Annotated in this window: 9 protein-coding genes and 1 tRNA gene; 5 read left to right on the top strand and 5 right to left on the bottom strand. The window is 50.8% G+C overall.

Going from position 1 to position 11597, the window contains the following annotated elements:
* Nucleotides 1-201: 201 nt before the first annotated feature.
* The 4 genes from OEL57_RS09290 to OEL57_RS09275 all read right to left on the bottom strand — a co-directional run bounded on the left by OEL57_RS09290 (nt 202) and on the right by OEL57_RS09275 (nt 4756).
* Nucleotides 202-2214, bottom strand: coding sequence for a hypothetical protein (locus OEL57_RS09290; RefSeq protein ID WP_300739901.1), 2013 nt, complete (start codon nt 2212-2214; stop codon nt 202-204).
* A gap of 108 nt (nt 2215-2322) precedes the next feature.
* Complete coding sequence (locus OEL57_RS09285; protein WP_300739899.1) at nt 2323-2919, bottom strand: peroxiredoxin; 597 nt, start codon at nt 2917-2919, stop codon at nt 2323-2325.
* A gap of 99 nt (nt 2920-3018) precedes the next feature.
* The gene (locus tag OEL57_RS09280; protein ID WP_300739897.1) at nt 3019-4470 is read right to left on the bottom strand and encodes a phospholipase D-like domain-containing protein; all 1452 of its coding nucleotides are present in this window, start codon (nt 4468-4470) and stop codon (nt 3019-3021) included.
* Complete coding sequence (locus OEL57_RS09275) at nt 4457-4756, bottom strand: Rieske (2Fe-2S) protein (RefSeq protein WP_300739895.1); 300 nt, start codon at nt 4754-4756, stop codon at nt 4457-4459. The genes OEL57_RS09280 and OEL57_RS09275 overlap by 14 nt, the downstream gene beginning before the upstream one ends.
* Nucleotides 4757-5116: 360 nt before the next feature.
* On the opposite strand from OEL57_RS09275, the gene OEL57_RS09270 reads away from it, so the two are divergent.
* The 5 genes from OEL57_RS09270 to OEL57_RS09250 all read left to right on the top strand — a co-directional run bounded on the left by OEL57_RS09270 (nt 5117) and on the right by OEL57_RS09250 (nt 11256).
* On the top strand, nt 5117-5455 hold the full coding sequence (locus OEL57_RS09270; RefSeq protein ID WP_078791069.1) for a P-II family nitrogen regulator: 339 nt from the start codon (nt 5117-5119) through the stop codon (nt 5453-5455).
* A gap of 47 nt (nt 5456-5502) precedes the next feature.
* Nucleotides 5503-6936 (top strand): ammonium transporter, encoded by a 1434-nt coding sequence (locus OEL57_RS09265; protein ID WP_300739891.1) that lies wholly within the window; start codon nt 5503-5505, stop codon nt 6934-6936.
* Between the two features lie 127 nt (nt 6937-7063).
* A tRNA-Leu gene (locus OEL57_RS09260) sits at nt 7064-7150 on the top strand.
* A gap of 64 nt (nt 7151-7214) precedes the next feature.
* Nucleotides 7215-9704: a TIGR03960 family B12-binding radical SAM protein gene (locus tag OEL57_RS09255; protein WP_300739890.1), complete on the top strand. Its 2490-nt coding sequence runs from the start codon at nt 7215-7217 to the stop codon at nt 9702-9704.
* A gap of 40 nt (nt 9705-9744) precedes the next feature.
* On the top strand, nt 9745-11256 hold the full coding sequence (locus tag OEL57_RS09250) for an Rne/Rng family ribonuclease (RefSeq protein ID WP_300739889.1): 1512 nt from the start codon (nt 9745-9747) through the stop codon (nt 11254-11256).
* Between the two features lie 96 nt (nt 11257-11352).
* Here OEL57_RS09250 and OEL57_RS09245 read toward each other — a convergent pair whose 3' ends face one another.
* Entirely contained in the window at nt 11353-11535 is a 183-nt protein-coding gene (locus OEL57_RS09245) for a ribbon-helix-helix protein, CopG family (protein ID WP_300739888.1), read from the bottom strand.
* Nucleotides 11536-11597 lie beyond the last annotated feature (62 nt).

The following is an 11597-nucleotide window of genomic DNA, read 5'->3' as shown; positions in this document are numbered from 1 at the left end:
GAGCCTGCTGCTCCTGCTGCTCCTGCTGCTGAGAAGGCACCTGCTGCTGAGAAGGCACCTGCAAAGAAGAAAGTTAAAAAAGCTAAAAAAGCCGCTAAGAAAGACGCTGCTGCTCCTGCAGAAGCTACTCCTGCTGCTCCTGCTAAGTAATTGCTTCTTAGCTATGCTTAAAAAGGCCGTATCCTTCGGGATGCGGCCTTTTTATTTAAACAATAGCGGCTCTACAGGCAAAAATGGTTGTAGCCGTTTGAAAAGCTGGTGAAGTCGCTCAAGGTACCAGAGCCTGTTCAGGTCAGGCTGCTGCGGGTCAAAATCTTTTACCAGTCTACAGTTTTCATGCACCACGCAGTTTTTTGAATGCCCGGTCACATAATAACTGATCATATCCCCTCCCCGCCACGCTCCTGCTGTAGCAATTGCCAACTCATAGGCAGCAGCACGGTTTCTCTTTTTGTTTAATACAGCTCGTTCGTACTGCTCTCTGGAGTCAACCAAGGTCTCACTACGCATAACCCAGGTTACAGGGCAATGAGGTCCTGTCAGTCGCTGAACAAATTCGGCGTTGAGTTGTTCAACCGTCTGCCCTTGGCCTGTAAGTAGTCGTCTGACCGCTTCCACAAGAAATTCCCTTAAAAAAGGTTCTCTGCTACGCGATGCAAAGCTGCTGCCGCTGAAGACAATCTCTCCATCTTGGTGCAGCAAGGCAAACTGGTTTGGCTTGTAGATGAAGATTGATCGGTATGGTCCGGTAATTGGTAAAACCACCTTGTTTGGTATAATCATGTCTAAACGCTGAGTCAGAACGTGGACCTCTGTACTGCCGTCCTGCTGACCGCATACCGGTATAAAGTATATTCCCTGCTGATCAACAACCACCGGTGTAGCACCCTGCTCTTTCAGGCAATCAAGCAGGTCTCTGGTAATAACCTGCCGAAGTCGTACAACTTCTGAAGCGGCTTCAGCATCTGAGAATAACGTCTGTGCGTTGTTGAGTATTTCATACCAACCGGACACTACTAGTTCAGGGCCAGCAGTCTGGTTACAGACGCTATCTTGATGCAACTCTCCGAGCAGTTTGCTAAAAAGACCAAGTTCATCTGCACGTGGAGCAATACGGTAGGCAACCATAATTGCAACAGGCAGCTGGGCAAGGCTGCAGTGGATAACCGGCCCTGCCTGTCCCTGTTGATAAAAATCTGTACCATGGTTATGAATCCGCCTTGGGGCTGAAGACCGGGCTGGTACTGCATGCTGCTGTAGCAGATATGCGCGAATCATCTGTGCATGCACCGCTGTTACGGCCTGACTGGAAAGTAACTTCTGAAAACTGATTGGATACCGTTGCACCTGTTGGCACCAATCAGGCGCAATCTGCTGATAACGCTGAACCGCCTTCTTCGCCGCTGCAAGCACGGCACTTTCATCTGTAGGTAGTTGCGTTGGTTGCATCTGTCGATCATGCCGATTCATCAACTGCTGAAGATCGACCAGTGAGCGGCCATAGACTTCGTAACGCCGGCTGCTGCGATAATCAACTGGCTGCTGTTGATACAGTTCAGAGCCGTTTCTCCCCCATTCAAGTCTGACCTTATTCTGTTGTGCATAGCTGATCAACTGCGGCAGCACGTGCTTATTCAGCTGATAGCCGGTTATGATATCAGGATCCTGATCCCTGATAATCTGCGTGAGGCGCATAAGTTTTGCTGTCTCAGTCAGGTGCTTGCCGGCAATAACCTCATGACAGGCGTAGCCATCAGTAACAGCTATGACAAACAGGGATTGATCATCTTTTTGAACATGGACGTCAAGAGAATTCAGATTACTAAAGGAGAGCCCTTTAAAAAAGGTAATTCCACTTGTAATCAAAAACTGTAGACAACTGTCTGGAATAGCAAACCACTCCTCAGGTCTGTTGAGCGTCTGCAGATAGTCCCGTAGCAGACACCAGTCGTGCCAGCTGGCAAGTTCCGTAAGCCAGCAAAGTTTGCCACTGCCAGCCAGATGATGGTGCGTGACAGTCACTGGGGCAGCATCTGCAAGGCCAGAATCCGACAGCAGGATAAAAGGTGTAAAGGGATAATCGTGGAAGGTAACGCCTTGAGCAGTTCTGGTAAAGACACGAAAAAAAGAACCGGCAGGCTCAACGGCAACAACGCCGTTAATCTGGGCACAGTCGGAGTGTACGGGATATGAAGGCGTGCCGCTTCGGTGCATGGCACCAGTATAGCGGCAAATCTGCTGTTGTCATGCTGTAACCTGAAAAAACGGCGCCACCTCTTGGTAGCGCCGTCCCGATACTAATCTGATGTACCACCAGACAAGTTATTTTCCGTGTTTTGCCAGATAAGAAGCAACACCTTCCGCTGTGGGCTTCATGGCCTCATCGCCCTGCTTCCAGTTGGCCGGGCAGACTTCACCATGGGTGTCGGTGAACTGCAGTGCGTCCAGCATCCGCAGGGCCTCGTCAACGCTACGACCAAGGGACAGATCGTTGATTACGCAATGGCGCACAACACCTTTAGGATCGATCAGGAACAGACCACGCAGGGCAACACTGGCAGGATGCTCAATGCCGTAGGCCTTGGTGATTTCTTTATTCAGGTCAGCAACCATCGGAAACTGTACCTGTCCAATGCCGCCGTCCTCAATCTTGGTGTTCTTCCAGGCCAGGTGGGTGAACTTGGAGTCAATTGAGATGGAGAGCAGCTCGCAGTTTTTGGATTTGAACTCATCCAGCTTTTTGTTGAATGCCAGAATTTCAGAGGGGCAAACAAAAGTAAAGTCCAGAGGATAGAACAGCAGATAGACGTACTTGCCCTGGTAGCCGGAAAGGGTGACCTGACCGAATGAATTGTCAGCCATAACAGCATCAGCGGTAAAGTCAGGAGCAGTTTTGGTAACGAGAGTACAGGTTGACATAGTGTTTTCTCCTTGGGGGATAGCGTGATTTGTTTGTGTAAAATTGATACCAAGCAATCTGTTACTTGTCAAGAGGATAAAAAGAGTCTTTTGATCTTTTTACAGATAAGGTGAAAAAAGTCGAGCGGCACCGTCTCTCAGCTTAACCAGAAGTGGACGGCTATCCATCTCTGTCAGGGTTGTGGCATGGGAAACAGCCGCAACAGCTTCAAAGTGAGAGCCCAGTTGAGCAGAAAATTCCTGATCAAATACAACTACATTCAGCTCAAAATTAAGGCGAAAACTGCGGGTATCAAGGTTGGCAGAGCCGACCATGCTCCAGATATCATCCACCAGCAGCAACTTGGTGTGGGCAAAAGGCGGAGGCTGTTCCAGGATATGAATCCCGTTTTTGATTAACTCCCAGTAGGTTGCCCGTGAGGCCCAGGCTACAAATGGCAGATTATTGAGCTGAGGCAGCACCAATGTGATCTCAACCCCCCGCAGGGCAGCAGTAATCAGTGCCGTCACCATAGGGCGATCAGGAATAAAGTAGGGGGTCATGATGCGAATCCGCTGCTTAGCCGTGGAAAGCGCCCCCATCACAATCCACTCCAGCTTGCGGAACTCTCTGTCCGGGCCATCGGCAACTGCGCGTGCCAGCGCAGTACCGCAGGGCGTAAGTGCTGGAAAGTAGTGAGCATCGTCAGGACGCTCACCGCTGACAAAAAACCAGTCTTCCAGAAAAATACGTTGCAGATCTCCTACAACCGGCCCTTGTACCTGAAAATGCGGATCAGTGGCCGCATGATGCAGCTCTGCTGTTGCGACGCAATGGTTGCTGCGAATGTTCATTCCGCCGGTAAAGGCAACGGAGCCATCAACAACCAGCAGTTTTCTGTGGTTGCGAAGATAGATAAACGGCCCTTTGTATAGTGGGAGATAGTGCCGGATATCAACACCGCTGCCCTGTAAAGCGGCACGGGCAGTAACACTGCTGTAGCGTTCTCCCATCGCGTCCACAATGACTCGTACGATAACGCCTCGCTGTACGGCTGAAGCTAGATCACTGACAAACTGTCCACCAATCAGGTCCCCATCAAAAATATAACTGCAGAGATGAATGGAGTGGCGTGCGCTCCGTATGGTGTCAAGCATTGCAGGATAGGCCTCTTCACCGTTTTTAAGGGGTAGAAGCCGGTTGCCTGCATGGTTGCGGGTCCTGACAACTCGATCAGTCAGGGCTTCAAGAGTATGCAGCCCCTGATAGACCTCTGGAAGAGGCGGGGGTTGTCTTGTCCCAGGGGAGGAAAGCTCATGGAAGTCCAATCGGCGGCCACTTTTCTGCCAACGGTGTGCCCGCCTGGTAATACGATTAATACCCAGCAGCCAATAAAAAAAAGGCCCAAACAGTGGAATCGTGAGACATAAGCTTACCCATACCAAGGCTGAACGAGGGTCACGTTTGTGTAACAGGGCATGGATGATCGCCCAGATTGTGGCGGTAAGAGCAAGCCCCAACAGCACAAGCAGCGTTAGATCATCAAGTATGGTTTTGTCACGCCACGTCAACGATAATCTCGTTGTTTTCAACCCGGACCGGCCAGGTTTTAAGGGTAAACTCCGGATGCTCCTTGCAGCTGCCATCCTTTAACTCAAAACGGTAGCCATGGCGAGGACAAGCAAGGTAGGTATCTTTGAGGAGGGCGCCAGTCATTGGCGCACCCTGATGAGGACACTCGTTTTCAACCGCGTAGATCGTCCCCTTAAGATTTACCAGCAGAATTTCCTGTCCGGCAACTGAAACCAGCTTCTTCCCCAGATTAGGCAGTTCTTCCATACGGGCAACTATCGGCATAGCCTGTTCCTCTCTTAATAAGAATTTTGTTCAGCAAGCCTACCACATTTATGACAATGGTCAAAAAACAACATCGACTGCCTTAGTTGCAGGCGGACAAATTAAAAAAGAGCCTGTTTTTTAATCACAGCCAGATTAAAACATGTCCATGCTTTTGGGTAACCACCTGTTTTTACAATAAGTATAAAACTGGCACGCTCGCTGCTTAATGATAGACACGACAGGCGCCATACGGTGCAGGCACAACAAACGCCGCTGTCCTCCTTCTTTTACCGGGGGCGTCAGGCCCCCGGGCTTTTTAGCCTTAACGCAGCAACATTACATATTCAACATCTGAAGGACCGAAAGGAGGCTGACACCATGAAACTGGTAGAAGCGATAATCAAACCGTTTAAATTAGACGAAGTCAAGGATGCCCTGAACGAGATCGGTATTGAGGGTATTACCGTCAGTGAAGTAAAAGGTTTTGGGCGCCAGAAGGGCCATACCGAACTGTACCGTGGTGCTGAATATGTCGTTGATTTTATTCCTAAGGTTAAAATCGAGATTGCCGTGTCCGATGAGCTGGTCGGCAAGGTCGTTGAGACAATCCAGAACACCGCGAAAACCGGCCGGATCGGAGACGGCAAAATTTTTGTCATCGGCCTGGAAGAGGCAGTACGGATTCGCACCGGCGAGACCGGCGGCGAAGCGATTTAAAGACAGGTAGATTCAGAAAACCATTTAAATAGGTAAGGAGGCTGGTTATGAAACTCAAGCATTCACTCATTATTGCAACGTTAACCCTCTTCACCGCTCTGGTAGGTGTTTCTGCCATGGCTGAAGAGAAGAAAGATGCTGCTCCCGTTGCAGCAACTACTGTGGAGGCCCCCAAAGCACCTGAAGCTGCTCCTGCAGCCGCATCTGCCGCCGCACCTGAAGCTGCTCCTGCAGCCGCTCCTGCAACGCCAAAGGCTGTTTTTAACGGTGCTGATACCGCATGGATGTTGATATCATCCGCCCTGGTTCTTTTTATGATTCCAGGTCTCGCCCTTTTCTACGGAGGTATGGTCCGTTCTAAAAACGTCCTTTCGACCATGATGCACTCCTTTGTTGCCATGGGTATCGTTGGCGTGCAGTGGGTTGTTATCGGCTACACGCTGGCATTTGGCGATGACATCGGCGGTGGTTTTCTGGGCAAGATGAATAAATTTATGTTGAACGGCATCACCCCGGACACCCTTTTCCAATTTGTTGCCACATCAGCGGATGCCATTCCTGAATATGTATTTGTAATGTTCCAAGGCATGTTTGCCATCATCACTATTGCGCTCATTTCAGGAGCTGTAGCCGAGCGGATGAAGTTTTCTGCCTACTGTGTTTTTGCTCTGGTCTGGACAACATTAGTATATGATCCGATCGCCCACTGGGTTTGGGGGCCAAGTGGATGGTTGCTGGCAAAAGGGGCTCTGGACTTTGCTGGTGGTACGGTTGTTCACCTCTCATCCGGTATTTCTGCCCTGGCAGTACTGATGTTCCTTGGCAAGCGCCATGGCTTCCCCACTGAGCGGATGGCTCCCCATAGCCTGCCGATGACCATGCTGGGTGTTGGTATCCTCTGGTTCGGCTGGTTCGGTTTCAATGCTGGTAGCGCCGTAGCTGCCAATGGTACCGCTGCCCTGGCCTTTACTACCACGACTGTAGCACCGGCTGCTGCCGGTCTGGCCTGGATGGTTGCTGAATGGATGCACTCCGGCAAGCCTTCAGCACTTGGTTTCGGCTCCGGCGTTGTTGCTGGCCTGGTTGGCATTACTCCGGCTGCCGGCCTGGTTACCCCTGGAGCTGCTATTATCATCGGTGTGGGAGCAGGCTTGATCTGCTACACTGCCATCATTATCAAGGCCAAGTTGAAGTATGACGACTCTCTGGATGCCTTTGGTGTGCATGGTGTCGGCGGTACCTTTGGTGCTATCGCAACCGGTGTACTGGCAACTGTAGGCGCTAAAGGCCTGATTGCCGGCGAGCCCAAGCAGGTTGTTACACAGATCATCGGTGTTGTAGCTGCTGGTGCCTATGCATTCATCGTTACCACCATTATTGCCTTCATTCTGGACAAAACCATCGGTCTGCGGGTTGAGAAGGAAGACGAGATCATGGGTCTTGACCAGACACAACACAGCGAATCCGGCTACAATATGTAATTGGCGGACTGATAGTGCCACTTCTAGATGCCGGTCACCTGCAGCATGGTGACCGGCATTTTTTTTGTTGCATCCGGATAAAAAATGATTGCTTTTTCCCGAAGCCAATGATAAATACTCAGTCCTTGCCCAGGTGGTGGAATTGGTAGACACGCAAGCTTCAGGTGCTTGTACTCGCAAGGGTGTGCTAGTTCGAGTCTAGTCCTGGGCACCATTTAAAAGAAAATGCCTCCGAAGTGCAGACTTCGGAGGTTTTTCTTTTTCAGCAAGGAACTTCCATGCCTCTGGATCTGTTAAGCGTTGAAAAGCCTGCCCGCTATATGGGCGGGGAAATGGGGACAGTGGCAAAACACGCTGCTGATCTGCGGATTGCATTAGCATTCCCCGATGTCTACGAAGTCGGCATGAGTCATCTTGGACTTCGGATTCTCTATCAAATTCTCAACGCTCTGGATGGCATTGCTGCCGAACGAGTCTATACCCCCTGGCCTGATATGGCTGCTCAAATGGCAGCAGAACAGGTGTCACTCGCCACCCTTGAAACAGCTACTCCACTTGCTGAAGCCGATATCATCGGCTTTACCCTGCAGTATGAACTATCCTGTACAAACATCCTTGTCATGTTGGGTCAGGCTGCCATTCCTTTGCGGGCTGCTGATCGGGATCAGAGCTGGCCATTGATTATCGGCGGCGGCCCCGGTTCCTATAACCCTGAACCGCTTGCCCCGTTCTTTGACGCTTTCCTGCTGGGCGATGGTGAAGAGGCAGTCATCGAGATTGCAAATCTGGTGCGAGACTGGAAGAAATCAGATAGCCGGAACAAACAGGAACTGCTGGAAAAGCTGTCTGATATTGATGGCGTGTATGTCCCCTCGTTTTTCGTGGTTGACTATCATGCTGATGGACGGGTTGCCTCTGTTCAGGCACTGAAGCCGGGCTGCGCCACCGTACGCAGACGTTTTCTACCCGACATTGAATCTGCGGTCTTTCCTGATAGTCCGATCATACCGTTTATGAAAACCATTCATGACCGCGTGGCGATTGAGGTGGCCCGTGGCTGCACCCGTGGTTGCCGCTTCTGTCAGGCTGGCTATATCTATCGTCCACTGCGGGAGCGCTCACCACAAAAAATCAGTAAGCTGATTGAAACCTCACTGAAAAACACCGGCTATGAAGAGATCTCGCTGCTGTCCCTCTCCACCGGCGACTATAGCTGCATCGCCCCGTTGCTGCAGGAACTGATGGCTCGCCATGCCAATGGCAGGGTTGCAATTTCACTGCCGTCGTTGCGGGTCGGTACACTGACCGCCGGGTTGATTGACGAAATTCGTAAAGTACGCAAGACCGGCTTTACCCTGGCGCCAGAGGCTGGCAGTGAACGGATGCGCAGGGTCATTAACAAGGGGATCACTGAACAGGACCTGCTGGATGGTGCCCTGAATATCTATGCAGCCGGATGGCGATCAATCAAGCTCTATTTCATGATGGGCCTTCCCACTGAAACCCGTGAAGATCTTCAGGCAATTCCCGAACTTGCCCGTCAGGTTAAAAATCAGGCGCGTCGTTCAGGCGGACAGGGTGAAGTAAATGTGGCGGTTAGCACCTTTGTGCCCAAACCCCACACCCCGTTTCAGTGGCAGCGCCAGCTGTCGCTTGATGAGACCCGTGAACGCCAGCGTTTCCTGAAGGATGAGATGCGTCGGCGCAAGCTGAACTTCAAATATCAGGATGCAGAACTGTCATTTATGGAAGGTGTCTTTGCACGGGGAGATCGCCGTCTGGCTGATGTGCTTGAGCGTGTCGTTGAGCTGGGTGCCTGCTTTGATGGTTGGAACGAGCATTTTTCGCTTCCACGCTGGTTACAGGCGTTTAGCGAATGCGGAATTGATCCGCAATGGTATTTGCGGGAACGCAGCACGGATGAACTGCTGCCGTGGGATCACCTGGATGCGGGTATTGAAAAGACCTTCCTGCTAAAAGAGCTGGAGCGCGCCCATGCTGAAGCAGCAACCCCCGACTGCCGTTTTGGTGCCTGCTCCAATTGTGGGGTCTGTGATTTCAAGCTGCTGAGCAATCGCGTGCTTGAAGCACAGGAGCTGCCCAGCTCACCCAATACACAGACTGAAATGTCATACGAAATAGTGCAGCGTCGCCTGCGGCTCCGTTTTTCCAAGACCGCCAACATTCGCTACTTGAGCCACCTTGAGCTGATCAACCTCTTTACCCGTGCTGTCCAGCGTGCCGGAGTACCAATCCTGTATAGCCAGGGCTTCCATCCCCATCCCCGTTTTTCCTTTGCCACCGCAACATCAGTGGGGGTTGAATCCCAGGCAGAATACTTTGACATGTTTGTGGGCAATATGGGGCCGGATGAGGCTCTTCAGCGCCTGAATCAGGTGTTGCCTGATGGCATAGCCATTCTGGAAGCAGCCGAGGTGCCACTCAAGGCCGAGTCCCTTTCTCCTTTAATTGTGGCCACCTGCTATCGCATCACACTGCCTGATTATGACCCTGAACAGCTAAAGGCACAATGTGTGCAATTTATGGCACAAGATTCCTGGGTGTTGGTTCGCCAGAAGAAGGGACAACAGCAAACCATTGATTTGCGACAGGAAACCAGAGAACTGTCAGCCAATGGCAGCTGTCTTGAACTGACGATTGGCCGCGGAAAGGCAATCGAGCTGGCTGCTGCAGTAACCGGCTTATCGCCAGATGCGCTGAAATCTGCACAGATCCAGAAGACATCCGTGATTTTTGTGGCATACTGAAGAGAACATACAAAATTATTTTTTTATAGAGGTATCATCCATGGCATCAGAACTGGTTATCAACGTCACTGCCCACGAGACCCGCATCTCTCTGATTGAGAAAGGGACCATTGCAGAGCTGTACATTGAGCGGACCCGGGAAAAAGGGATTGTTGGCAATATCTATAAAGGGCGTGTTGTGCGGGTGTTGCCCGGCATGCAGGCTGCTTTTGTGGATATTGGACTTGAAAAGGCTGCGTTTCTCTACGTAGCCGATGTGTTTGACGCCATTGAAGAGTATGAAAACCTGATGGATGAGGGTAAAAAAGAAGACCATCATGATGACGGCAGTAACCAGGAGTTCAAGGTGCTGCATCCCATTGAAGATCTTCTGCAGGAAGGCCAGGAGCTGCTGGTGCAGGTCTCCAAAGAACCGATCGGCACCAAGGGAGCCCGGATCACCTCCCATATTTCACTGCCTGGCCGTCATGTTGTCTATATGCCAACCGTTGACCATGTTGGTATCTCCCGCAGAATAGAGGATGAGGAAGAACGCGAACGGCTGCGTGAGATTGTTGATCGTGTGCGTCAGCCGGGTTGTGGCTTTATCGTGAGAACAGCCTCTGAAGGCAAATCTGAAGATGACCTGCGTGCTGATATGCAATATCTGGCAAAGGTCTGGGCAGCGATTGTCAGCACAAAGGAGAAGGCAACCGCGCCAAGCCTTATTCATGCTGATCTTGATGTGGTTCAGAAGGTGGTGCGGGATATTGTTACCGATGACGTGAACCGGATTGTAATTGATTCCAAGCCGGATCATGACCGGATTGTGCAGTTTATCTCCACCTTTATGCCAAAGATGAAATCCTCAATAGAGCTGTATGATGAAGAAGAGCCTATTTTCGATCAGTACGGTCTTGAGGTGGAGATCAGTCGCGCCTTGGGTCGCAAGGTCTGGTTAAAGTCTGGTGGCTACATTATTATTGAGCAGACCGAGGCCCTGACCGCCATTGATGTGAATACCGGACGTTTTGTCGGCAAGCACAATCTGGAAGACACCATTCTCAAGACCAATCTTGAAGCGGTCAAAGAGATCGCCTATCAACTGCGTCTGCGCAATATCGGCGGCATTATTATCATTGACTTTATTGATATGGAGAAAGAGGTCAATCGTGAGAAGGTTTACGCTGCCTTGGAAGATGCACTCAAGAGTGACAAATCAAAGACCAATATCCTGAAAATTTCTGAGCTGGGCCTGGTTGAGATGACCCGTAAGCGGGTACGTGAAAGTATTGGCAGGATGATGTGTGAGCCCTGCCCCTACTGCGAAGGGCGTGGCTATGTCAAGTCAAAGACTACGATCTGTCATGAGATATTCCGGGAACTGAGACGTGAAATGCTGGATATTCGTGGCACAAAAGTGCTGCTCAGCGTACATCCGCAGGTAGCAGACCTGCTCTATGATGAGGAGCGTCGTGGATTGGAGGAGCTGGAAAAGAAATTTAAAAAACGGGTAACGGTCAGAGCTAAACCGGGATTTCATCAGGAGCAGTTTGAGGTGGTCATAAGCTAGCTAATGCCACTAGTGGCACACAAATAGAGCATACAAAAAGGCACAGGAAGATCCTGTGCCTTTTTGTATGACTGGAGCCAACTCGTTTGCTGGCTGTTAAGCTGCTTTGCGAAGGTCGTGATGGTCAAGTTGCAGGGTCAAAGCGACCATGGCCTCACGCATGATGTCTGATACCGACTTGTGAGTCCGCCGTACCAGGGACTCCAGCTGCTCACGCTCTTCATCGCTGACTCTCATTGAAATAACATTGTAACGGGGGTTTTCGCGCATTCTGCCCATGGTCTTTGATCTCCTTATGTATGAAATAGTAGTGTTGTTGTTGATACAATACTGTATACATT

Source organism: Trichlorobacter sp. (assembly GCF_030247655.1).
In the GTDB taxonomy this organism is placed as follows: domain Bacteria; phylum Desulfobacterota; class Desulfuromonadia; order Geobacterales; family Pseudopelobacteraceae; genus Trichlorobacter.
The sequence above is the reverse complement of the archived record's forward strand: the minus strand, read 5'-3'. Positions and strand labels throughout refer to the sequence as shown.

Coding starts and splice junctions, on each gene's coding strand:
- OEL57_RS09290 (WP_300739901.1), bottom strand. CDS start 2,214: ATGCACCGAAGCGGCACGCCTTCATATCCCGTACACTCCGACTGTGCC.
- OEL57_RS09255 (WP_300739890.1), top strand. CDS start 7,215: ATGCCTCTGGATCTGTTAAGCGTTGAAAAGCCTGCCCGCTATATGGGC.
- OEL57_RS09270 (WP_078791069.1), top strand. CDS start 5,117: ATGAAACTGGTAGAAGCGATAATCAAACCGTTTAAATTAGACGAAGTC.
- OEL57_RS09245 (WP_300739888.1), bottom strand. CDS start 11,535: ATGGGCAGAATGCGCGAAAACCCCCGTTACAATGTTATTTCAATGAGA.
- OEL57_RS09265 (WP_300739891.1), top strand. CDS start 5,503: ATGAAACTCAAGCATTCACTCATTATTGCAACGTTAACCCTCTTCACC.
- OEL57_RS09285 (WP_300739899.1), bottom strand. CDS start 2,919: ATGTCAACCTGTACTCTCGTTACCAAAACTGCTCCTGACTTTACCGCT.
- OEL57_RS09275 (WP_300739895.1), bottom strand. CDS start 4,756: ATGCCGATAGTTGCCCGTATGGAAGAACTGCCTAATCTGGGGAAGAAG.
- OEL57_RS09250 (WP_300739889.1), top strand. CDS start 9,745: ATGGCATCAGAACTGGTTATCAACGTCACTGCCCACGAGACCCGCATC.